15 protein-coding genes are annotated in these 22,585 nt (G+C 67.3%); 7 read left to right on the top strand and 8 right to left on the bottom strand.

Going from position 1 to position 22,585, the window contains the following annotated elements; translation table 11 throughout:
• Positions 1 to 28 precede the first annotated feature (28 nt).
• The gene (locus ABDV68_RS04930) at positions 29 to 2,857 is read right to left on the bottom strand and encodes a pitrilysin family protein (RefSeq protein ID WP_343518555.1); all 2,829 of its coding nucleotides are present in this window, start codon (positions 2,855 to 2,857) and stop codon (positions 29 to 31) included.
• 118 nt (positions 2,858 to 2,975) lie between these two features.
• Between ABDV68_RS04930 and ABDV68_RS04925 the strand changes: the two genes are divergently transcribed.
• From ABDV68_RS04925 to ABDV68_RS04915, 3 genes are all read left to right on the top strand, one after another.
• The gene (locus tag ABDV68_RS04925) at positions 2,976 to 4,622 is read left to right on the top strand and encodes a M28 family metallopeptidase (protein ID WP_343518553.1); all 1,647 of its coding nucleotides are present in this window, start codon (positions 2,976 to 2,978) and stop codon (positions 4,620 to 4,622) included.
• A gap of 178 nt (positions 4,623 to 4,800) precedes the next feature.
• Entirely contained in the window at positions 4,801 to 7,383 is a 2,583-nt protein-coding gene (clpB, locus tag ABDV68_RS04920) for an ATP-dependent chaperone ClpB (protein ID WP_343518552.1), read from the top strand.
• 141 nt (positions 7,384 to 7,524) lie between these two features.
• Positions 7,525 to 7,761, top strand: a complete 237-nt coding sequence (locus ABDV68_RS04915) for a hypothetical protein (protein ID WP_343518551.1) — start codon at positions 7,525 to 7,527, stop codon at positions 7,759 to 7,761.
• A gap of 27 nt (positions 7,762 to 7,788) precedes the next feature.
• Here the strand turns inward: ABDV68_RS04915 and ABDV68_RS04910 are convergent, their stop codons facing one another.
• On the bottom strand, positions 7,789 to 8,793 hold the full coding sequence (locus ABDV68_RS04910; protein WP_343518550.1) for a hypothetical protein: 1,005 nt from the start codon (positions 8,791 to 8,793) through the stop codon (positions 7,789 to 7,791).
• Positions 8,794 to 8,837: 44 nt separating this feature from the next.
• Here ABDV68_RS04910 and ABDV68_RS04905 point away from each other — a divergent pair, with 44 nt between their 5' ends.
• Positions 8,838 to 9,572, top strand: coding sequence for a 2OG-Fe(II) oxygenase family protein (locus ABDV68_RS04905; protein ID WP_343518549.1), 735 nt, complete (start codon positions 8,838 to 8,840; stop codon positions 9,570 to 9,572).
• A gap of 64 nt (positions 9,573 to 9,636) precedes the next feature.
• On the opposite strand, the gene ABDV68_RS04900 is transcribed toward ABDV68_RS04905, so the two are convergent.
• Positions 9,637 to 12,609, bottom strand: coding sequence for a TonB-dependent receptor (locus ABDV68_RS04900; RefSeq protein ID WP_343518548.1), 2,973 nt, complete (start codon positions 12,607 to 12,609; stop codon positions 9,637 to 9,639).
• Between the two features lie 241 nt (positions 12,610 to 12,850).
• On the opposite strand from ABDV68_RS04900, the gene ABDV68_RS04895 reads away from it, so the two are divergent.
• Positions 12,851 to 13,372: a hypothetical protein gene (locus ABDV68_RS04895; RefSeq protein ID WP_343518547.1), complete on the top strand. Its 522-nt coding sequence runs from the start codon at positions 12,851 to 12,853 to the stop codon at positions 13,370 to 13,372.
• Between the two features lie 29 nt (positions 13,373 to 13,401).
• On the opposite strand, the gene ABDV68_RS04890 is transcribed toward ABDV68_RS04895, so the two are convergent.
• A complete protein-coding gene (locus ABDV68_RS04890; RefSeq protein WP_343518546.1) occupies positions 13,402 to 14,874 on the bottom strand; it encodes a putative 2OG-Fe(II) oxygenase in 1,473 nt (490 codons plus the stop codon).
• A gap of 91 nt (positions 14,875 to 14,965) precedes the next feature.
• Complete coding sequence (locus tag ABDV68_RS04885; protein ID WP_343518544.1) at positions 14,966 to 18,007, bottom strand: TonB-dependent receptor; 3,042 nt, start codon at positions 18,005 to 18,007, stop codon at positions 14,966 to 14,968.
• Between the two features lie 267 nt (positions 18,008 to 18,274).
• Between ABDV68_RS04885 and ABDV68_RS04880 the strand changes: the two genes are divergently transcribed.
• Positions 18,275 to 18,793 carry a hypothetical protein gene (locus ABDV68_RS04880; RefSeq protein WP_343518542.1) on the top strand — a complete coding sequence of 173 codons (519 nt, stop codon included), beginning with the start codon at positions 18,275 to 18,277 and terminating at the stop codon, positions 18,791 to 18,793.
• Here the strand turns inward: ABDV68_RS04880 and ABDV68_RS04875 are convergent, their stop codons facing one another.
• From ABDV68_RS04875 to xseA, 3 genes are read right to left on the bottom strand one after another with little or no spacing between them, the layout of a single operon-like run.
• Positions 18,794 to 19,681 (bottom strand): M23 family metallopeptidase, encoded by an 888-nt coding sequence (locus tag ABDV68_RS04875; protein WP_343518540.1) that lies wholly within the window; start codon positions 19,679 to 19,681, stop codon positions 18,794 to 18,796.
• A complete protein-coding gene (locus tag ABDV68_RS04870) occupies positions 19,678 to 19,878 on the bottom strand; it encodes a DUF2093 domain-containing protein (protein WP_343518567.1) in 201 nt (66 codons plus the stop codon). Before ABDV68_RS04870 ends, ABDV68_RS04875 begins: the two co-directional genes overlap by 4 nt.
• 30 nt (positions 19,879 to 19,908) lie before the next feature.
• Positions 19,909 to 21,288, bottom strand: a complete 1,380-nt coding sequence (xseA, locus tag ABDV68_RS04865) for an exodeoxyribonuclease VII large subunit (protein WP_343518539.1) — start codon at positions 21,286 to 21,288, stop codon at positions 19,909 to 19,911.
• Here xseA and purD point away from each other — a divergent pair.
• Positions 21,287 to 22,555 (top strand): phosphoribosylamine--glycine ligase, encoded by a 1,269-nt coding sequence (gene purD, locus ABDV68_RS04860; RefSeq protein WP_343518537.1) that lies wholly within the window; start codon positions 21,287 to 21,289, stop codon positions 22,553 to 22,555. The genes xseA and purD overlap by 2 nt on opposite strands.
• The last annotated feature ends 30 nt before the right edge of the window (positions 22,556 to 22,585 follow it).

The raw sequence follows: 22,585 nt of genomic DNA, 5'->3' as shown, positions 1-22,585 counted from the left end.
GTAGTCGGGTTACGTCAAAATCCGGCCCCTAGTTCGCGGCGGCCCTGGCGGCGGCACCGACGGACTCGGGCTTCACCACCTCGACAGGCAGGCCGAGACTGTCAAGCTGCCCGCGCACCTTCGACGCGTCGCCCACCACTACCCAGATGAAGCGTTTCGGGTCGATCGCCTCGCGTGCCGCAGCGTCAACCTGCGGCATGGTGAGCGCGCGATATTTTTTCGCGAGCCCGTCCTGATAATCGTCGGGACGGCGCAGGAAGTCGTTGGCCTGCATCGCGCCGAGCACCGCGCCCGCCGTCTCATACTGGCCGGCCATCTTGCGCACGTTGCTGATCACCGAACGATCGAACTCGGTGCGGGTCACGCCCTTGCTGCTCAGATAATCGCCGACCTCCTTCTGGATTTCGGCGATCGCCGGACCGGTCTTGTCGGCCTGGACCGGCGCGGAGACGGTGAAGGGCACCGCATGCTCCATTCGCGCCACGCCGCCGCGCGCGCCGTAGGACCAGCTCTTGTCCTCGCGCAGGTTCATGTTGATGCGCGACAGGAAGTCGCCGCCCAGCACTTCGCTCGCCGTCCCGAGCGCGATCGAATCAGCGAACGGATCCACCGGCGTCATCTGCGCGGCATAGATCAGCGACTGCGGCGAATCCGGCCGGTCGATCAGCACGATCTTGGGCGTGGTCTGTTCGGCCTTGGCGGCGAAGCTCTTGGCGCCCGCCGCGCCCTCGCCCTTCCAGTCGCCGAAGCGCGTCTCGAACGCTGCCTGTATCTCCGCCAGCGGACGGTCGGAGACGACGAAGATCTTCGCCTTGTCGGGCCGGATCCACGCCTTGTAATAGCCGATCAGGTCGTCGCGGCTGAGCTTCTTCACCGCCTCGGGATCGCCGCCGATCGCCGCCGTCTTGGCATAGGGCGACTCCGCGCCGTACAGCAAAGGCGGCATCGCCATCTGCGCGAGGCCCGCGGGGTTCGCCTTGATCTGCGCGATCTGCGCCAGCATCTGGTTGCGCACGCGCTCCAGCTCGGCGGCAGGGAAGCTCGGGTGGCGCGTGATGTCGGCCATCAGCTCGAGCGAGCCGGCAAGGTTGGGGCTCGGCGTGAACATCGAGACATAGGCGCGGTCCGCGTTACTGCCCGCGCTCACCCCCGCACCGAGCCGCTCCTGCGCCTCGGCAATACCGATCGAATCGCGCGTCGCCGTTCCCTCTTCGAGCAGCGCGAGCGCCATGCTCTCGGTGCCGAGCGCGGTCGGCACGTCCGATGCAGCGCCCGCATCGAAGCTGATCACCGCCTGAGTCACCGGCACCGCGTCGCGCTGGGCATAGACCAGCTCGATGCCGTTGGAGAGCTTCGTCCGCGTCACCGCCGGGAAGTCGATGTCCTTGACCTCGGCGACCGCCGGCAGCGCGCCGCGCGTACCCTTGAACGGCGCTTCGGCCGCCGCAACCGGCTTCTTCGCCGTGCCTGCCGCCTCGGCATAGGCGTCGCGCGGCCCCGGCTCGATCGTCAGCGCATAGGCCGGGCGCGACAGCCACTTCGCCGCCACGTCGCGCGCCTGCTGCGGCGTCACCGCCGCGAGGTCGGCGAGCTGCTTCTTATAGAAACCCGGATCGTTCATGTAGAGCGCGCCCGAAGCGAGTGTCACCGCCTTGCCGCCGAAACCGCCCACGGACTCCAGCCCGCGGATGCGCGACGAGGCGGTACGCGTCTTGTAGCGCTCCAGCTCCTCGTTGGTCGGGCCGTTCTTGAGATAGTCCGCGATCAGCTCGTCGAGCCGCTTGCCGACCACCGCCGGGTCGACACCCGGCCGCACGTCGGCGGAGATCAGCACCATCCCCGCCTGCGCCAGGCTCTGGTTGAACGCGCCGACGCCGACCGCGAGCTTCTCCTTCTTGACCAGCGCATTGTCGAGCCGCGAGCTGGCGACGCCGCCGAGCACGCCGGTCGCGATGTCGAGCACGGTCGATTCCTTGTCGCGCATCCCCGGCACCGCCCACATGCGATAGATGCGGGTGACCGCGACACGGTCCTTCATCACCTCGGCCTTGGCCGCGGCGAGCGTCGGCACCTCGACCTTGGGATCGCTGATCGTCGCGCCCCTGGGAATGGCGCCGAAATATTTCTCGACCAGCGGCCTGGCCGTTGCGACGTCGATATCCCCGGCGAGCACCAGCACGGCGTTGTTCGGCCCGTAATATTGGCGGAACCAGTTCTTGACGTCGTCGAGGCTGGCGGCGTCGAGATCGGCCATCGATCCGATCGTCGAGTGGCGATAGGGATGGCCCTCGGGGAACAGCCCCTCGCTCACCTTGTAGCGCAGCAGGCCATAGGGCTGATTGTCGCCCTGGCGCTTCTCGTTCTGGACCACGCCGCGCTGCTCGTCGAGCTTGCCCTGAGTCACCGCGCCGAGCAGATAGCCCATGCGGTCGCTCTCGAGGAACAGCGCGCGGTCGAGCGCCGCGCGCGGCACGGTCTGGAAATAGTTGGTGCGATCCGAATTGGTCGTGCCGTTGTAATCGGTCGCGCCGACTTCCTTGAGCGGCTCGAAGAACTCGCCCGGCGAATTCTCGGAGCCGTTGAACATCAGATGCTCGAACAGGTGGGCAAAGCCGGTCTTGCCCTTGGGTTCGTGCTTGGAGCCGACATTGTACCATACCGCGACGCCCACCACCGGCGCCTTGCGGTCGGTATGCACCACCACGCGCAGGCCGTTGGCCAGCCGGAACTCCTCGTACGGGATGTCGACGCGCTTCACGAGCTCCGACACCGGAACCGGCGCGGGCGCCTGCTGCGCATAGGCGGGCGCGCAAAGGACGACCGCAACCGCGGTCAGGCTGGCAAAGGCTGGCTTCATGGAGAGTGCTTTCCGGAAACTTGTATCGATGGAAACAGCATAGCCGCGCCGTCTTCCCGTGCAACGGACTTGTAAGCGGTTCCGCTTTGGTTACGCTGGCGACAACATAGGGGAATTCATGCGCCATATCCTGCTCACCGCCGCGGTGCTCGCGGCTGCTTCGCCGCTTGCCGCCCAGCCCTCCGACGAGCCGACCTTCTCGCCCGAGCAAGTGCGCGCGCATGTCGAGTTCCTCGCCGACGACCTGCTCGAGGGGCGCGACGCGGGCACGCGCGGCTACGACATCGCCGCGCTCTACGTCGCCGGCCGTTTCGACGCGCTCGGCCTGACGCCCGGCGGCACCAAGGGCTGGTACCAGCCGATCGAGTTCGTCCGCGCCAAGTTCAAGGAAAGCGCGCCCGCGACCGTGACGATCGGCGGAAAGCCGTTCGCGAACGGCGGGGACGTGATGATGACCGCCTTCCCGCGCGAAGCGGACCAGATCGTCGAGGCGCCCGCCATATTCGTCGGCTATGGCCTCGACTCCCCCGAGCACGGGTTCGACGACTATTCGGGGCTCGATGTGCGCGGCAAGATCGTGGTGCTGCTCTACGGCACGCCCGAAGGCAAGGTGTCGAGCGAGATCGCCGCACATCTCAACTCGGAAAAGAGCCGAATGGCGGGGCGACGCGGCGCGGTAGGAGTCATCACCCTCGCCACGCCCAAGCTCACCGCCCAGATGCCGTGGAAGCGGCTCGCCGCGATGTCGGCCAATTCGCGCTATGTGTGGGTCGGCACCGACGGCAAGCCCTTCTCCTCGGCGCCCGAGATTCGCGCCACCGCCTATGCGCATGGCCCCGCCGCCGAGGCGCTGTTCGCGGGCGCGCCGATGAGCTGGAAGCGCGTGCTCGCCGCCGCGTCGCGCAAGGGCACGATGCCGCGCGGCTTCGCGCTCGAGGCGCCGGTGCGGAGCGAACGGCACAGCGTGGTCGAGAAGATGATCAGCCCCAACGTGATCGGCGTGATCCCCGGTTCCGATCCCGTGCTGGCCAAGGAAGTGGTGATGCTCACCGCGCATCTCGATCATGACGGCGTCGACCCCAAGCTCGAGGGCGACAAGATCTATAACGGCGCGATGGACAACGCCGCCGGCATCGCGACGATGATCGAGGTCGCGCGCGCCTTCGCGCAGGGTAAGCAGCGCCCGAAGCGCACCGTGATGTTCGCCGCGGTGACCGCGGAGGAGGACGGGCTGCTTGGCTCGCAATATCTCGCCAAGCACCCGCTCGCGCCTGCCGGTGGCAAGCTCGCCGCGGTGGTCAACCTCGACATGCCGGTGCTGACTTATGACTTCAGCGACGTGATCGCGTTCGGCGGCGAGCATTCGACGCTCGGCCCGATCGCCGGTCGCGCGGTGGCGAAGGCGGAGATCAAGGTCTCGCCCGATCCGCTGCCCGACCAGGGCATCTTCACCCGCTCGGACCATTACAGCTTCGTGGTCGAGGGCGTGCCGTCGATCATGCTCGCCACCGGCTTTGCCGGCGAGGGGCGCGAGAAGTTCATGGGCTTCCTGGCCAAGACCTATCATCGCCCGCAAGACAATCTCAGCCAGAACTTCAACTGGCAGGCCGGCGCCAAGTTCGCCCGGATCAACTATCTGATTGCACGCGAGATCGTCGACGGTCCCGAGGCGCCGCGCTGGTATGCCGGCGACTTTTTCGGCGACACCTTTGCCAAGGGCGCGCCCAAGGCGCTGAAACCGGCAGAGACGGGCGCGCGGAAATAATCCCGCGCGTCCGCCCCGGCCTTTCGATATCGCGACATTCGCCGGATCACGCTGGAGAACTCCCGAGTTTGCTATTCCGGCCGCCCCGGCCCTAAGGTGCGATGCAGCGAGAAATCACCCCCTTGCGTGACAAAAATACAACACCATCTCGCGCGGTGACCAAGCAACAGGGACGTGCATGAACCTCGAGAAATTCACCGATCGCGCCAAGGGCTTCCTCCAGTCGGCGCAGACCGTCGCGATCAGGCTCAACCACCAGCGGATCAGCCCGGAACATATCCTGAAGGCCTTGCTCGAGGACGAGCAGGGCATGGCTGCCGGCCTGATCCAGGCGGCGGGCGGCGACGCCAAGCGCGCGTCGAGCGAAATCGACGCCGCGCTCTCCCGCGTGCCCGCGGTCACCGGAAGCGGCGCGCAGCAGGCGCCCGGCCTCGACAATGACAGCGTCCGCCTACTGGATTCAGCCGAGCAGATCGCGAACAAGGCGGGCGACAGCTTCGTCACCGTCGAGCGTATGCTGCTCGCGCTCACCCTCGCCTCCAACACCAATGCCGGCCGCGCGCTCGCCGCCGCCGGGCTCAAGGCCGAGGCGCTCAACGCCGCGATCAACCAGCTGCGCGGCGGCCGCACCGCCGACACCGCAGGCGCCGAGGACCGTTACGACGCGCTCAAGAAGTTCGCGCGCGATCTCACGCAAGCGGCGAAGGACGGCAAGCTCGATCCGGTGATCGGCCGCGACGAGGAGATCCGCCGCACCATCCAGATCCTCGCCCGCCGCACCAAGAACAATCCGGTGCTGATCGGCGACCCAGGCGTCGGCAAGACCGCGATCGCCGAGGGCCTCGCGCTGCGTATCGCCAATGGCGACGTGCCGGACACGCTCAAGGATCGCCGGCTGATGGCGCTCGACATGGGCAGCCTGATCGCGGGCGCCAAGTATCGCGGCGAGTTCGAGGAGCGCCTCAAGGGCGTGCTCGACGAGGTGAAGGCCGCCGAGGGCGATATCATCCTGTTCATCGACGAGATGCATACGCTGATCGGCGCGGGCAAGTCCGAGGGCGCGATGGACGCCGGCAATCTGCTCAAGCCCGCGCTCGCCCGGGGCGAGCTGCATTGCATCGGCGCGACCACGCTCGACGAGTACCGCAAGTACGTCGAGAAGGACCCCGCGCTGCAGCGGCGCTTTCAGCCGGTGTTCGTCGGCGAGCCGACGGTCGAGGACACGATCTCGATCCTGCGCGGGCTCAAGGAGAAGTACGAGCTGCACCACGGCGTGCGTATCACCGACAGCGCGCTCGTCTCCGCCGCGACGCTCAGCAACCGCTACATCACCGACCGCTTCCTGCCCGACAAGGCGATCGACCTGATGGACGAGGCCGCGAGCCGCATCCGCATGGAGGTGGAGAGCAAGCCCGAGGAGATCGAGACGCTCGACCGCCGCATCATGCAGCTCCAGATCGAGCGCGAGGCACTGAAGAAGGAAAGCGACCAGGCGTCGAAGGACCGGCTCGCCACGCTCGAATCCGAACTCGCCAATCTCGAGCAGCAGTCCGCCGAGCTGACCCAGCGCTGGCAGGCCGAGAAGGACAAGATCGCGGGCGAGGCGAAGATCAAGGAGCAGCTCGATCATGCCCGGCTCGAGCTCGAACAGGCGCAGCGCGCCGGCGATCTCGCCAAGATGGCCGAGCTCAACTACGGCACCCTCCCAGCGCTGACCAAGCAGCTCGAGGAAGCGCAGGCCTCGACCGGCCCGGCGATGCTGCGCGAGGAAGTCACCGCCGACGACATCGCCGCGGTGGTCAGCCGCTGGACCGGCATCCCGGTCGACCGCATGCTCGAAGGCGAACGCGAGAAATTGCTCGCGATGGAGGAACAGCTCGGCAAGCGCGTGATCGGCCAGCAGGCCGCCGTGAAGGCGGTCTCCACCGCAGTCCGCCGCAGCCGCGCCGGGCTCCAGGACCCCAACCGCCCGCTGGGCTCCTTCCTGTTCCTCGGCCCCACCGGTGTCGGCAAGACCGAGCTGACCAAGGCGCTCGCCGAATTCCTGTTCGACGATCCCCACGCGATGGTGCGCATCGACATGAGCGAGTTCATGGAGAAGCACAGCGTCGCGCGGCTGATCGGCGCGCCGCCGGGCTATGTCGGCTATGAGGAAGGCGGCGTGCTGACCGAGGCCGTGCGCCGGCGCCCCTATCAGGTCGTGCTGTTCGACGAGGTCGAGAAGGCGCATGGCGACGTCTTCAACATCCTGCTTCAGGTGCTCGACGACGGCCGCCTGACCGACGGCCAGGGCCGCACGGTCGACTTCACGAACACGATCATCGTGCTCACGTCGAACCTCGGCAGCCAGTTCCTGACGCAATTGGACGAGGGGCAGGACGTCGCGACCGTCGAACCGCAGGTGATGGAGATCGTCCGCGCGCATTTTCGCCCGGAGTTCCTCAACCGGCTCGACGAGATCGTGCTGTTCCATCGCCTCGGCCGCAGCGAGATGGCGCCGATCGTCGATATCCAGGTCGCCCGGCTCGGCAAGCTGCTCGCCGATCGCAAGATCAAGCTCGACCTCACGCCCGAGGCGCGCGACTGGCTCGGCCGCGTCGGCTACGATCCGGTCTATGGCGCGCGGCCGCTCAAGCGCGCGGTGCAGCGCTACCTCCAGGATCCGCTCGCCGATGCGATCCTGCGCGGCGACGTCAAGGACGGCAGCACGGTCAAGGTCGGCGAAGGGGATGGCGAACTGGTACTGACGCCAGGAGGATGATCGGACGAACGCTGCCCGAACTCTCCCCGTTGCCATGTTCCACGCTGCGCAATAAGCTCCGGCATCAATCGCTTACATCTGGAGTAAGGGGACGCCGATGAACGTCTCTTTTCCTGGATCAAGCCACAGGGAAATGATGTCGTGTCGAAGCTTCTGATGCTGTTGCCGCTCCTGCTCGCTTCACCTGCCATGGCAGAATCGAAGAAGGAGCCGGCTGATCCGAACAAGAAGATCTGCAAATACGAGCGCGAGACGAGCAGCCGCATCATCAGCAAGAAAGTCTGCATGACTCGCGCCGAATGGGATGAGCAGGCCCGTCAGGCGGCCGAGGTCATGGAGAAGAGGAACCGGGTGTCGCTCGGCGCCAACCGGCCGTAAGCAGCCGTCGCCTGGGCCGGACGGTCGCTAGCCGATCACGCCGGGCGCGAAGTTCCGCGGCAAGCCGACCTGGTCGGCGATGACACCGGCCCATTGGCCCACCATTGCGATTTCCTCGCCATGCGCGGATTCGGCGCGCGCGCGGTTGGCGGCACGCGCGTCCTCGTCGAAATGTTCGTCGGCGCGCTTGGCGTTGCGCTGGAAGACCGGCCCGTCAGCGATCGCGGCGATTTCGGCGGCGGACATACCCAGCTCGAACCAGTCCGAAATTGCGGTGAGCGCGCGCGCGCGATTCGCCAGCAGATCCTCCGCTAGCAGCCCGCGGTAACGGCCGGGGGCGATGCGCGATAGCTCCGCGAACTGGCCGCGATGCGCGAGCCAGACCAGCGCCGCGATCTGAAGATCGGTCTGCTGGAGCAGGTCCGAATCGGAATAGCCTGGATCGCGCGGCTGGAACGGCCGAAGCCCGGCATAGACGCGGCGTCCCCACAGCCGGCCCCACATCCCCTTGTTCGCGACCGAGCCGAGAAAGCCCTCGATCGGCGAAGACATCAGCAGCGCCCGCGCCGCCGGCAGGCGGGTGAGCAGCGACGGGATCGCCGTGTTCGCCTCGTTGCCGGGCTTCGCGACCATGATTTCACCAGGCGCGAACGGGCGCGCGAGCAGCGCGAGGATGCGGTCGAGGTCGCGTGGATCGAGCCCGCGCCGCGCCACCAGCGCGACGTCGTTGAGGATGACCGGCTCCTTGAGCGCGAACACTCGGCCGGGCACGTCCAGCGCGGCGGCGAGCAGCGTCGAGCAGCAAAAGGCCGAGTGGAAGATGAAGTGAAGGCGGCCGGCCGGCACCGCGTCCGCATCGATCGCGTCGATCGACACGGCCCTGCTCTCCAGCCCTTCTCCCAAATGACGATCGTCGAGAAATGCCGCGGCGCGGTGTTGCTCGCGGGTCAGGCGCACGAACAGGATCTGGCGCCGGGCAGCGTCGAATCGATGGGGAAACCACTGGGGATCGCGGATAATTGCCTCGGTCATCGCCCCCTCCTATAGCCGATGCGCGCAGCTAGGTTAGGGATATCATGCAGCTCGAACTCTCGCCGGAGCACGACGCAAGCGAGCTGAATGCGCGATATCGCGAGCGCGGCAGGCTGCAAATCCGCGACGTGCTGACCGAGTCGTCGGCCGAGGCGATCCTCGCTGAACTCAAGCGCCTGCCGTGGGGCGTCGCGTTCAACACCGACCAGGGCGTGGTGGAGCTCGACGCGGGTCAGTTGTCGCGGCTGTCGCCACAGCAGGCACAGCAGATGCTGGCGCAAGTCCAGCGCCGGGCGCAGAGCAACTTCCAGTTCCTCTATTCCTATTTCCCGCTATTCGCCGCCTATTTCCGGCCGCAGCGCGAGGACATGGCGATCTTCCGCGCCTATGAGTTTATCAACAGCCCCGCGGTGCTGGAGTTCGTGCGGTCGGTCACCGGCCTGCCGACGATCCGCTGGGCGGACGCGCAGGCGACGCGGTTCCGGGCCGGCGACTTCCTCAAATATCATACCGACGAAGCGCCGGGGCTGAACCGCGTTGCCGCCTATGTCCTCAATCTGACCAAGGGCTGGGGCCGCGACTGGGGCGGCTATCTCCAGTTCTTCGACGAACGATATGATGTCGAGCAGGCGTTCCGGCCGGTGTTCAACGCGCTCAACATCTTCACCATCCCTGCCGATCACTCGGTGTCGATGGTCTCCACCTACGCGCCCGAGAACCGCTATTCGATCACGGGCTGGTTCCGCGAAGATGATCCGCCCGGGCCGATCGGGCGATAAAATCAATCGGGAACAAAAAAGGGCGGCCGCGAGGCCGCCCTTTCTGTTTGAGATCGCTACCGGATCAGAAGCGCAGACGCACGCCCGAGAAGAAGCGGCGGCCGAACACGTCATAGACATCCGCAGCGGTGTCGGTGCCCGTGGTGTTGAAGCCCGAACCCGACAGGATGTTCGGTGCATCGTTATCGAGCAGGTTGTCGATACCGAAGAAGAACTCGAAGTTCCGCGACGCACTCCAGTTGATCTGGGTGTCGAGGTAGAACTCCGACGGGATCTTGATCGTGTCGAGCGCTTCGCCAGGGCTATAGATCTGATCGTCCTCGAGCGACTGGCCGATATAGGTGCCGGTAAACGTCCAGCGGAAATCGCCGGTCGAATAGACGGCCGTCGCGGTGAAGCGGTCCTTGGCCGAGCCGATCTCACCCGCGAACGGATCCTTCGGCGCGCCGGGGATCGGCGTCAGAAAGCCTTCCATCAGGCGCGTGTACGAAACCCGCAGACCCAGGTTGGCAGCGTCGCCGAACACGTTCACCGGGGTGCTCCAGTTGAGCACCGCGTCGAGACCGCGAACCTTGAAGATACCGCCATTGACCAGCGGCGCATCGACGAACTCGAGGCTGCCCGCGCTGTTGACGGGGGTCGCGGCGGCGCGGCGATCGACCAGATCGCAGAACTCGTCGTTACCCTCGACATAGCACTGGTTGAGGATGAAGTTGCGCGGCGGCGCAACGATCGCGTCCTCGATCGAGATGTTGAAATAGTCGACCGAGAGCTGCAGCCGGCCCAGGGCACCGCCCATGTGGCGCGGTGCGACGACCACGCCGACCGTCCACGAGGTCGACTTTTCTTCGTTCAGGTCGGGGTTGCCGCTATTGAAGCCGCTGACACCCTGCGCGTCGAGCTGCGTGACGGTGAACGCACCGCCGTTCGCGGCGATGTTCGCCGAGACGCCCGGCGCCGCACGGCAGCGGTCGCCCAGCGCGCCGCCACCCGTCGCGCCGACGCCTTCGCAGGGATCCTGGATACCGGTCGGGAAGGTCTGCGACGGACCCGTGAACAGCTCACCGATGTTCGGCGCGCGGACCGATCGGGCATAGGTGCCGCGGAAGCGCACGCCCTTCACCGGCTCCCAGTCACCGCCGACATTGTAAGTGTAGACCGTGCCGACAGTCGAATAGTCCGAGATACGGCCCGCCGCACGCAGGTTCAGCGACTGGAAGAACGCGGTGTCCGCCAGGATCGGGATGTTGAGCTCGCCGTAGAGCTCCTTCACGTCGAACGCACCCGAGGTATCCGGGATGGCGTTGCCGGCATTGAGGCCCGCATTGGTCAGCGCGTCATTGTCCTCGCGGCTGGTCTCGCGGCGATACTCCGCACCGACCGCGATGCCGACCGGACCGGCCGGCAGATTGAACAGCTCACCGGAAAGGTTGGCCTGGATCTGCTGCTGCGTGATCTCGGTCTGGAAGGTCTGCTCCGCCGCCACATAGGCCGCGGCCGCCGGCGAGATCGAGTTGAAGCCGAACACGTTGATCGGCACGCAGCCCTGCGCGCGCGCATTCGCATCGGCGCAGATCACCTCGCTGGTGTTGCCATCCTGGTCAACGTCGTTGAGGTCGGGGATCGCACGCAGCGCATTGGCGAAGTTGAGCACGTTCACCTGGCCGTTCGACGACTGCGACTCGGTGGTCCGGCCGTAGTTGTAGCTCACGTCCCAGCGGAACTTGTTGTCGAACAGGTCGCCCTCGAGGCCGACCACGAAGCGGTACAGGTCGCGGTTGGTGCGGCCGTTGCGCGTCGCGATGTCCGACAGGCGGCGGGCGAACGCATAGTCGCGCAGGCCGTCGCCGTCGCCGTCCGTGGCGCTGTTGATCACCGCCGTCGGGACGAACGGGTTCGCCACCAGCACGCCATTGACCAGCGTCTCGAGCGGAATCAGGCCGCCGGTCGCCGGCGAGATGTCTTCCGACGCCAGCGCGAACGGCTCGATCTCACGCGACGAACGCGTGTTGGCGTAGGTGCCCTCGGCGAACAGGCGGATCGAGTCGGTGACGTCGAAACGGCCACGCGCCGCGAACAGATAACGCTCGACCGGCACCGCGATGGTGCGGAACGCCTGACGGTTGAAGCCGTTGACCGCCGAGCTGGTCCAGTTGGTCAGGTTGTTGTTGCGGTCGAAGGTGAAGTCGCCATTCTCGGTCGTGAAGCGGCCCTGCGGCGCGAAGCCCGACAGCGCACCCTCGAACGGCACGCCATAGTCCTTCGGATCGCCGGTCACGAAGAAGAAGGTGTCGAGATCGTCGAGATAGGTGTTGCGGCGCTGCGACGACTTGACGCCCTCTTCCTTCGAATAGCCGAAGTGGATCATCACGTTGCCGCGGTCGTCGGCGAAGTTGCCGCCGGCGGTCAGGCTCGCCTGGTAGCGCGCGTCATCGCCGCGCTCGGTGATGCCGTACTGGCCGGTCGCCTCGATACCTTGGAAATTGTCCTTGTAGATGAAGTTCACGACGCCGGCGACGGCGTCCGAACCGTACAGCGACGAGGAGCCGCCCGTGAGGATGTCGATGCGCTCGATGAACTGGGTCGGGATGACGTTGAGGTCGACCGTGGCGGTGCCCGGCACGCCCGCGACGACGCGGCGGCCGTTGATCAGCACCAGCGTGCGATCCGAGCCGAGGTTACGCAGATCGACCGTGGCGACGCCGGTGCCCGAGGTCAAGAACGCCGAGTTGGTGCGCGACAGCGCCGGCGTACCGAACGCCGGGTTCTCGAGCAGCAGCTCCTGCACGTTAGTGATGCCCGAATCCTGGATCTGCTCCACACCGACCGACTGGACCGGCGCGACCGACGTGATGTTCGGCGAAAGAATGCGCGAGCCGGTGACAACGACCGTCTGTTCGTCAGTGGGCTGCTCTGCCGTCTGCTCCGCCGTCTGCTCGGCCGGCGCGGCCTCCTGGGCATGAGCCGGCACGACGAAAATCGCGCCGCTCAGCAGCAGCGTCGACGTCAGCAGACGCGTACGATTGAGTGAAAGCATGTCTGAGCACCCCTTGGTATGGCCATCGCCCCTGCCGGGCGATACGCAGCCTCGTTGGCGATGCGCAGGAGAAACCTGACGCAACATCGCGCCTGCATAAATGCGACGCACCTCGGTCTTCAATCATATTACTGTCATGATGACTTGTTTGCCGCGACCCGTGGCAAAATCGTCACACTTGGAACGTCTTTGCGCTACGGCGGCGATCGTCTAACGTGGTGGCGCGCGTTGAGGGGTTGTGATGTTCAAGACGACAGGCACACTGATTGCGGCGACTGTGATCCTAGCAGCCTCGCCCGTTGAGGCACAGGAAAGTGGGAGTAATGCCGCCGATGCGGTGGCAGGCTGCCGCAACATCACGGACTCGGCTGAGCGCCTCGCCTGTTTCGACCGCGCCGCCGCCGAGTTCGTTGCCGCGCGTGAGCGAAAGGATCTGGTCGTGCTCGACCGGTCGGACGTGCAGAAGACACGGCGCTCGCTGTTCGGGTTCGCATTGCCGCGGATCAAGCTGTTCGGCGGCGGGGACGAAGCGGAACGGGAACAGGTCAGGGAAATCGACAGCAAGGTCGTGAGCGCCGCACAAGTCGCGCCGGATCGCTGGTCGGTCACGCTCGACGACAAGACTCAGTGGGTGACCTTGGAGGGCGCGCGCGGTTTCCCGCCGCGGGCCGGCGAAAGCGTGAACATCAAACGCGGCGCGCTTGGGAGCTATCTCGCGATGTTCGACAAGCGGCGTTCAATCCGGGTGCGTCGCACCGAATGACGCGCACCGCGGTCGGGCGCCCGCCGTGGTCAAACCGGACAGGCAACGTCGAACGCCACCGTTAGGCGTTCGCCCCGATCAAACGGAAGGGTTCCGTGCCACATCGTCGAGGGAAAGAGCACCAGCCGCCCTCGTCTCGGCTCGATCAGCCGCAATGCCGGCAGGTCGATGCCAAGCTCATGCGGCGCCTGCCCGAGCGCCAACCAGCCCCGGGGCGCCGGGCCCATCTCGATTTCCGACGGCACGTGCACATAAAAGGCGGAGCTGAGCCAGCCGAGCGGATGGACGTGGTTGCTATGTCTTCCACCGCTGGTCAGGCGCACCGACCATGCCCCGGCGAAGCGAAGCCGCGCGGGCCGGTGGCGGAGCGTGGGATGGCGCGGATCGGGCGGCGGGAGTTGCGCGACATGCGTGGCGACGGCATCGAGAACCGCAGCACGTAGGCGTCGAATCTCGGGCTCGGCGCGCGCGAACAGCGGACCGTCGGTCTGCGTGCCGCCGCGCACCGACTGGCCGAGCGGCGGCGCTCGCATCCCGTGCAGCGATCGCAGACAGCCGGCGAGCGCATCGAGATCGCCGACCGCTTCGCCCAGGTCATAGACGCCCACCAGCCGGGCGTCGCCTTCCAGCCATTCGGCCCGGGCGTCGCCGGTCAAGCGCCAAGCCAGCGCCGCATAGGGCCAGAGCTGGTCCGCATCCGGCCGGTCCAGCAGCGGCTCGATCCGGGCGGCCGCCAGTTCGGGCTCCCCCATGCGCAACAGGTGCCTGACGTGGCGCACAGCATGCGCGGTATCGGCCACGTCGGCCAGCGCGGCGAAAAGCCGGTCGGCGCGCGCCCCGTCGCCGAGTTCGGATGCGATCACCGCTTCGAACCGTTCGAAGCCGATGCCCGTCGCGGGCTCTGCCCTGCGCAACGCCGCGTCCGCTTCCGCGAACCGCGACGCCTCGATCAGGACGTTCAGCAGTTCGGTCCACAATGCGGCCTCGCGCGGCAGCCGGGCGACCGCGGCTTCCAGCGATTGGGTGGCCGTCGCCCCGCCGTCCAGCATCACGCTGATCCGCGCAAAGGTGGCGTGCCCCGCGATCCACAGCGGATTGTTGGCAAGGATCAGCGCAAGGTCCGCGACGGCGGCATCGCCCCGCCCCTCCGCAAGCTGCGCCGCGGCGCGGCCGATCAGCAAATCGGCATCGGCGGGTGCCAGCAGGCGCGCACGCTCGAACAGCTCGAACGCGGGATAGCCCGCTTCGAGGCTCGCCTGGGCAAGTCCGTGCGCCGCTTTGAGATCATTGGGCGCGCGCCGCGCCGCCTCGCCGAACGCGCGCGCCGCCTGCTCGGCGTCGCCGAGCGCGCGATGCATCAGCCCAAGAACATGCCACAACCGCGCATTGTCGCGATGCCGCGCCAGCGCAGCGGCGAGGATCGGCACGCCTTCCTCCGCCAGGCCCGCGTCGCGCGCCCTGAGCGCGGCATCGATCGCCAGTTCAGGGTCGTGCGGAGCCATCGTGGTTTTCTGCCAGTCTCCCGCCCGCCATGCAAAGAAAAGGGGGCGAACCGAAGTTCGCCCCCTTCCCCGCCGTTTCGAGTCGTTCGATTCAGAACTTCAGGCGACCGCTGATCGTGAAGGTCCGGCCGACCGCGTCGTAGAGCGACGGGAAGGTGTTCGCGTTGTTGAACGCGGTGCCACCGATCGTCGCGCCCACGACGGGCGGATCCTTGTCGAACAGGTTGTCGACCGAGAAGTTCAGGGTGAAATGCTCGTTGACCTCCGTCGCGATCGCCAGGTCGAAATAATCATAGGCTGGGATCCGCTCATACGCATCGAAGATCCCTGCGGGATTCGGACCACCGGTCATGGTCGCGCCCGGAACCAGCGTCGCATTGAACGGCTCGAGCTTGACCGCCGAGAGGTGCGTCCAGCTCAGCGACACGTCGAACGGCCCCGACGAATAGGTCAGGCGGCTGTTCCACTTCCATTCCGGACGCGGGTTGGTGCAGCTCGTGCTGTAATAGCCCGTGCAATCGCGGTTGATCGAAACCGGCGGGAGCGTCGATGCCTGGAAGTGATAGTAATCGAGCCAAGTGCCGTTGAACGAGAAGCGCAGCGAGCCGGCCTCGTTCAGGCCGAGCCGGTCCAGATCGAGGCGATAGGTCAGGCCGAGGTCGATACCCGCCGTCTCGATCTTGCCCAGGTTCGAGCCCGCCAGGATCACGCCCGGCGTCTCGCCCGCGCCGTTGAGCGAGCCGTTGTTCGGGCTGCGGCGGATCAGGTTGCACAACGGGCTCGGTGCGGCCGCGGTCGAGCTGTAGCAGCCGGTCAGGACGTCCTGCACGGTCGCGTTGCTGATCGCGTCCTTGATAACGATGTTGAAGTAATCGACCGTCAGCGCCAGCCCCGGGATGAAGCGCGGCTGGAAGACGCCGCCCAGCGTGTAGGTGTGAGCCCGTTCGACGTCGAGGTTCGGGTTGCCCGAAGTGGTGACGTTGATCTGGCCCGACGTCGGCGTCGGAATGCTGCCGATCGTGCCCGCCGGAGCGCCCGTCAGGATGCAGAGCGCCGTCAGGTTGGCATTGCCGACCGGGAGCGCGCCCTGGCAGGGATCGGGGTTCAGGTTGTTGAGCGCCACCACCGGAGCCTGGAACAGCTCCTGGATGTTCGGCGAGCGCACCGCGACCTGATACATGCCGCGCAGCTTGACGCCCTCGACCGGCTCCCAGCTGCCGCCGGCTTTCCAGGTCAACGCGTCATATTGCGTCCGGACCACCGGCGTACCGCCCTCGTTCTTGTAGTCCGAGTAACGGATGCCAGCTTCGATCGTCAGGTTGTGGAAGAACGGCTTGTCCGTCACCAGCGGCACGATCAGCTCGCCAAAGACTTCCCTGGTCTCGATGCGGCCGCGGTCGGGCGGGGTACGCGCGCCGGTGCCCAGCACCTCGCCCTGGATCTGCGACGGGTTGTCGGGCAGGCTCTGCGCCGAAAGCACGCGGCGCTCGACGCCTGCCGAGAACGCGATATTGCTCTCCGAGAACGGGCTGGCGAGGCCGAACAGGTCCCCGCTGAGGTTGGCGCCGACGACGCTCAGCTTCACGACGCGACGGATCTGCGCGTCGAGGTCGATAAAGGTCAGCATCTCCGGCGTGATCGAGCCCTGGGGGCCGAACAGGTTGATCGGAACGCAGCCGTTGCTGGTGTCGTAGCAGACCGGGTTGCCGGCAGCGTCGCGATACGAGCGGATCGCCTGCTGCAGACGGGTGTTCGAACCCCAGTTCTCGCGCGTCTGGTTCTGCGTGGTCTCGCCATATTGCGCGAACACATTGTAGTTCAGGCCAGGCAGCGCCTCGCCGCGCAGGCCGAAATCGATCTGGAACTGGTTGGTGTCGACCTGGTTGCCGCGCGCGCCGAACTCGGTCATGCGCCGGCCGGGCGACAGGACCTTCTCGCGATAGTTCGGATCGGTGCGCGACGTCACCGTCGCCGCAGCGGCGCACTCCGCCGCGCTGAGCGGCTGAACGCCGGCGACAGCGGCGTTCCAGTCAAGCATGCAGAGCTGGTTGCGCGCCGCGGGGGTCAGGTAGGCGTTGCTCAGCGGAATCGCGAACGGGTTGCTGAACGTGCCGGTGGAGGCGAGCTGGATGCGCGCCGAGTTCCGGGTGAACATGCCCGACATATAGGCTTCGACGCCATCGGTGATCTCGTAGCGCGCCTTGGCATAGGCGTTGAAGCGCTCGAGCGGCGCCTGGATATACTGGAACTCGTTGGTGTTGTAAGTGTCGGACTGCAGCGCGGAGCGGAACCGTCCGAGCGCGGGATCATAGACCGCGCCGAAGGTGCTGGCGGGCAGGCCCATCGCGGCGTTGTCGTTGCCCTGCAGGATCGTCGGCACCGCGGCGGTCGCGCCCTGGAAGTTGCCGTTGGCGATCGAGCGCGGGAAGCGGCCGACTTCGCGGTTGGTCGAGAAGACCGGGCGACGGTCGGTATAGCCGAGCGCCAGCACCACGTTGCCGCGATCGTCGTCGAAGCTCGCGCCCATCACCACGTCGCCACGGAACTGCGCGCCGTCGCCGCGCTCGGCGATGCGGTATGAAGCCGACGCGTCGAAGCCCTCGAAGTCGCGCTTGGTGACGAAGTTGACCGCACCCGCGACGGCGTCGGCGCCATAGACGGTCGAGGCGCCGCCGGTCAGCACGTCGACGCGCTCGACCAGCGCGATCGGAATGTTGTTGAGGTCGGTGAAGCCGTCGAGGCCGAACGGCACGATGCGCCGGCCGTCGAGCAGCACCAGCGTGCGCTGCGAGGTGTTGGTGCCGGCCTGGTTCAGACCGCGCAGGTCGACGGTCGACGAGCCGTCGCCGCCGTTGTTGACCGACGGACCGAGCGCCGGGCGGACCGCGGGCAGGTCACGCAGCAGATCTTCGGCGGTATTCGGCTGCTTGAAGCCGATTTCCTCCGCGCCGACGACGGTGACCGGGCTGGAGATCTCAAGATCGGGACGCTGGATGAGCGTGCCGGTCACGACGACCGTTTCTTCCGCGGGTTCGGCGGCCGCCGTTTCCTGCGCTTGCGCAGGCGCGACGAAGACAGCGCCGGTCAGCAGCAGCGTCGATGTGAGCAGCCGCGTTCGAGTGAATGAGATCATTGATGAGCACCCCTTTTGTGTCGGCGGTTTTTCCGCCTTCGTTACGGCGCGCGGAGGGACCTGCGCACCATCTTGAATGCATAATTCGCCCGAGCGCTTGCTCACAATGATGTTAAAGGCCCCTCCAACGCTTTGCCGCCCAACGTGATAAAATCGTCACACTTGGAACTAACTTCATGAGATACCTATAATTATCAGGGACTTTGCAGCCGCTTGAGCACAAGTTAGGGTTATTCGGTCTCCTGTTTTCCCCGGGGGGAGGAAACAATGCCCAGAACATCGGTCCCGCTGCTTGCGATCCTGGTCGCCTCGGTCGCGCCCGCCGCCGCGCAGGAAAGTCAGGCCGGCGGCGCCATCGACGCGGTCACCGCGTGCCGCGACGCCCCGGACGCCGCCGCCCGGCTCGCCTGCTTCGACCGGACGGTGGAGGCGCTGGCGCGCATCCGCGCCAAGGACGACGTGGTCATCCTCGACCGCGCCGAGGTGCGGAAGACTCGTCGGTCGCTATTCGGCTTTGCCTTGCCCAGGATCAAGCTGTTCGGCGGCGACGACGACGATGGCGAGGAGCTGAAGGAGCTTACTGCCAAGACGACCAGCGTCGTGCCGTTCGAGCGGGACCGGTGGCTGCTGAATCTTGACGACGGCTCGCGCTGGCAGACTATCGAGCCCCTTGGAGGATCTTCGCCGAAAGCGGGTAATACCGTGCGGATCAAGCGCGCCGCGATGGGCAGCTTCATGGCGACCTTCAACAGCGGCCGCTCGGTCCGCGTCAGACGGGTCGGCTAGTCAGTCGGCCGTCACCGGCATCGATCCGGCGATCAGCAGCGGGTCGATCCGCGCCCCGTTCCACTTCATCCCCCAGTGGAGATGCGGCCCGGTGGCGCGCCCGGTCGCGCCCACCGCGCCGACGGTCTGGCCGCGCCGCACCACATCGCCGACCTGCACGTCGATGCGCGAAAGGTGCAGGAACGCGCTGTTGAGCCCCATGCCATGGTCGAGCATCAGCAGCCTGCCCTCGAGCGTGAAGGGCGTCTGCGCGGCGAGGATCACCACCCCGTCCGCCGGCGCGATCACCGGCGTGCCGCTGGGCCGGGCGACGTCGACGCCCGAATGGTACGAGCCCGGTTCGCCCTTGTAGATGCGCTGCGATCCAAACAGGCCCGAGATGCGCCCGGTCACCGGCCACATGAAGCGCTGGCGCCAGCCCTGCGAGGCCGAGCGGATCGCGCGCGCGGCGTTGATCTGCGCGACCTCGCCCGGGCGGCGGCGCTGAAACTCAGCGCTCGGCTGCGAAATGCGCGGCAGCGTGTTGAGCCGCTCGATCCGCCACGCGCGTGGCTGAACGGCGAGCGCTCGCCGCACCGTGCTGCCGTCGACGCGCGTCGCGATGATCGTCGCCGACGGCTCCGCGTCGCGGTCGAAGGCGATGAGGAAGCGGCCGTCCGGCGCGACCTGCACGTCCTGGCCGTTGAAGGTCAACCGGCTGGTCAGCGCCGGCGCGGTGCCGAGCACGGTGCCGCCCTGGATCATCGGCCCGTCGAACGCGAAATCGTTGCGCGACGCCGCCGCCCGCGCCTGCCCGCGCGCAGCATCCGCCGGGACCAGCGCAGCCACCGCGGCAGCGATCGAAACCAGGGCGGCGCTCGCGACGACAAGCCCCCCTGCCGCCTTCATGGCGTCATCATCGCCTTGGTCGCGATCTCGGCCGAGGCATAGGGCTCCTGCCTGGCGACGCTCCAGTAGCGCAGCGCCTCGAGCGGGATCTTCTCGCCGCTCACCGCGCACACGACATGGTCGCCGGGCGCGAGCACGCGAAAGCCGTTCGCCATGTAATGGAGCCGCGCCGGGCGGGCGGTGTTGGACGACATCAGCATTGGCGTACTCGTTTCGCTACGGACCGATCAGAACAGGTCGGGCTGTTCGGGCTTGGATGGAGCATAGGGTTTGCCGCCCCCGCGCTCAACCCGCGCATCGACCGTGCCGTCACGGAAATGCAGCGTCACCGCGCCCGCCGCGCGTGCGTCGGCGGCGCTCGCGATCACCTTGCCGCTCGCCTTGGCGCCGACGCGGACATAGCCGCGCTGGAGCAGATTGTCGGGATTGACCGCATCGAGCAGCTTGCCCGCGCCCTCCAGCCGGTGGCGCAATGTGTCGAGCTTGCGCTCGAGCACCGCCGGCCGCAGCGCCCCCGCCGCGCGGTCGAGCACGCCACGCGCCACCGTCACCCGCCGCTCCAGCGCACGATCGAGCCGGGCGCCCATATCGTCCGCCTTCTGCCGCTGCGGGCCGAGCAGCGCGTCGCGCCGCGGTAGGACGCGCACCAACGCCTGCAAGCGCTCGCCGCCGCGCTCGTGGTAGCGTCGTGCGCAGCGCTCGGCGCGCAGGCCCATCGTGGCCACCGCATTGGCGAGCTCGGCGCGCACCGGCACCGCCATCTCCGCCGCCGCGGTCGGGGTCGGCGCACGCATGTCGGCGGCATAATCGCACAGGCTGGTGTCGGTCTCGTGCCCCACCGCCGAGATCACCGGGATCGAGCACGCCGCCACCGCACGCACCACGACCTCTTCGTTGAATGCCCACAGATCCTCGATCGAGCCGCCGCCACGCGCGACGATCACCAGGTCGGGCCGCCGCACCGGCCCATCCGCGGGCATCGCGTCGAAGCCGCGCACCGCCGCCGCCACTTCTTCCGCCGCGCCCTGGCCCTGCACCTTGACGGGCCACACCAATACATGCGTCGGGAACCGGTCTTCGAGCCGGTGGAGGATATCGCGGATCACCGCCCCGGTGGGCGACGTCACCACGCCGATCGTCTGCGGCGCGAACGGCAGCGGCTTCTTGCGCGCGGGATCGAACAGCCCTTCGCCCGCCAGCTGCGCCTTCAATTTCTCGAACAGCGCCATCAGCGCGCCCTCGCCGGCGAGCTCCATCCGCTCGATCACGATCTGGTATTTGGACCGGCCCGGATAGGTGGTGAGCTTGCCGGTCGCGACCACCTCGATCCCGTCCTGCGGGCTGAACGGCACCAGCGCCGCCGGGCCGCGCCACATCACCGCGTCGATCACCGCATCGGCATCCTTGAGGCAGAGATAGGCGTGCCCCGACGCCGCGCGCTTATAGCCCGAGATCTCGCCGCGCAGCCGTACATGGCCGAACTCGCCCTCGACCATGCGCTTGAGCTTCATCGACAATTCGCCGACCGACAGCGGAGCAGCGTTGTCCCCCTCCCGCCCCTCGGCTACGAGCCGCGGCGAAGAGAAATCGTCGAAGGGGTCTGACATGAACGTCCTGCTGTTGGGTTCGGGTGGCCGCGAACATGCGCTCGCCTGGAAGCTCGCGCAATCGCCCCGGCTCGATAGCCTCCACGCCATCCCCGGCAACCCCGGAATCGCCCAGTATGCCACCTGCCACGACGTGACGCTCACCGATCACGCCGCGGTGATCGACTTCTGCACCCGGCAGTCGATCGGCTTCGTCGTCGTCGGACCGGAGGCCCCGCTGGTCGACGGTCTCAGCGACAGCCTGCGCGCCGCCGGCCTGCCCGTATTCGGCCCGAGCCGTGCCGCCGCTCAGCTCGAGGGGTCCAAGGGCTTCACCAAGGACCTCTGCGCGCGCGAGCGCATCCCGACCGCGGGCTATGTCCGCGTCACCGATCTCGCCACCGCCCGCGCCGCGCTCGCCCGCGACTTTCCACGCCCGGTGGTGATAAAGGCCGACGGCCTGGCCGCGGGCAAGGGCGTGACGATCGCCTTCACCGACGAAGAGGCCGAGGCGGCGGTCGCCGCGATCTTCGAGAAACCCGGCGGCGAGGCGGTGATCGAGGAATTCCTGGAGGGCGAGGAAGCCAGCCTGTTCATCCTCACCGACGGTGTGAACATCGTGCCGATGGGCTCGGCGCAGGACCATAAGCGCGTCGGCGACGGCGACACCGGCCCCAATACCGGTGGCATGGGCGCCTACAGCCCCGCCCCCGTCCTCACCCCCGCGCTCGAGGCCGCGGCGATCGACACGATCATCCGCCCCACGGTCGCGGCGATGGCCAAGGACGGCATCCCCTATTCGGGCGTGCTCTATGCCGGGCTCATGCTCACGCGCGCCGGCCCCAAGCTGATCGAGTATAACGCCCGCTTCGGCGATCCCGAATGCCAGGTGCTGATGCTCCGGCTCGAAGACGACCTGCTCGACCTCATGCTCGCGACCGAGACCGGCGAGCTCGGCAGCCGTCCCGCCCCGCGCTTCGGCGCCGAGACCGCGCTCACCGTGGTGATGGCGGCGAAGGGCTATCCCGGCACGCCCGAGACCGGCGGCGCGATCCGCGGCCTCGACGCCGCCGAGGAGACCGGCGCGCAGGTCTTCCAGGCCGGCACGCGCCTGGATGGCGACAGCCTGGTTGCCGCGGGCGGCCGCGTGCTCACCGTCACCGCCACCGGCGCGAGCGTGACCGAGGCGCAGGCCGCCGCCTATCGTGCGGTCGATGCGATCGACTTCCCCACCGGCTTCGCCCGCCGCGACATCGGCTGGCGCGAGGTCGCGCGCGAAAACGGCTAGGCCACTATTCCCACGAACCTTTTCCCGCGC

Origin of the sequence: Sphingomonas sp. (assembly GCF_039595165.1) — a bacterium.
Lineage (GTDB): Bacteria > Pseudomonadota > Alphaproteobacteria > Sphingomonadales > Sphingomonadaceae > Sphingomonas.
The sequence above is the reverse complement of the archived record's forward strand: the minus strand, read 5'-3'. Positions and strand labels throughout refer to the sequence as shown.

Bases quoted from the DNA above. Each gene is read 5' to 3' on its own strand.
- ABDV68_RS04910 (WP_343518550.1), bottom strand. From the start codon at position 8,793: ATGACCGAGGCAATTATCCGCGATCCCCAGTGGTTTCCCCATCGATTC.
- ABDV68_RS04930 (WP_343518555.1), bottom strand. From the start codon at position 2,857: ATGAAGCCAGCCTTTGCCAGCCTGACCGCGGTTGCGGTCGTCCTTTGC.
- ABDV68_RS04890 (WP_343518546.1), bottom strand. From the start codon at position 14,874: ATGGCTCCGCACGACCCTGAACTGGCGATCGATGCCGCGCTCAGGGCG.
- clpB (WP_343518552.1), top strand. From the start codon at position 4,801: ATGAACCTCGAGAAATTCACCGATCGCGCCAAGGGCTTCCTCCAGTCG.
- ABDV68_RS04880 (WP_343518542.1), top strand. From the start codon at position 18,275: ATGCCCAGAACATCGGTCCCGCTGCTTGCGATCCTGGTCGCCTCGGTC.
- xseA (WP_343518539.1), bottom strand. From the start codon at position 21,288: ATGTCAGACCCCTTCGACGATTTCTCTTCGCCGCGGCTCGTAGCCGAG.
- ABDV68_RS04900 (WP_343518548.1), bottom strand. From the start codon at position 12,609: ATGCTTTCACTCAATCGTACGCGTCTGCTGACGTCGACGCTGCTGCTG.
- purD (WP_343518537.1), top strand. From the start codon at position 21,287: ATGAACGTCCTGCTGTTGGGTTCGGGTGGCCGCGAACATGCGCTCGCC.
- ABDV68_RS04875 (WP_343518540.1), bottom strand. From the start codon at position 19,681: ATGAAGGCGGCAGGGGGGCTTGTCGTCGCGAGCGCCGCCCTGGTTTCG.
- ABDV68_RS04925 (WP_343518553.1), top strand. From the start codon at position 2,976: ATGCGCCATATCCTGCTCACCGCCGCGGTGCTCGCGGCTGCTTCGCCG.
- ABDV68_RS04905 (WP_343518549.1), top strand. From the start codon at position 8,838: ATGCAGCTCGAACTCTCGCCGGAGCACGACGCAAGCGAGCTGAATGCG.
- ABDV68_RS04885 (WP_343518544.1), bottom strand. From the start codon at position 18,007: ATGATCTCATTCACTCGAACGCGGCTGCTCACATCGACGCTGCTGCTG.
- ABDV68_RS04895 (WP_343518547.1), top strand. From the start codon at position 12,851: ATGTTCAAGACGACAGGCACACTGATTGCGGCGACTGTGATCCTAGCA.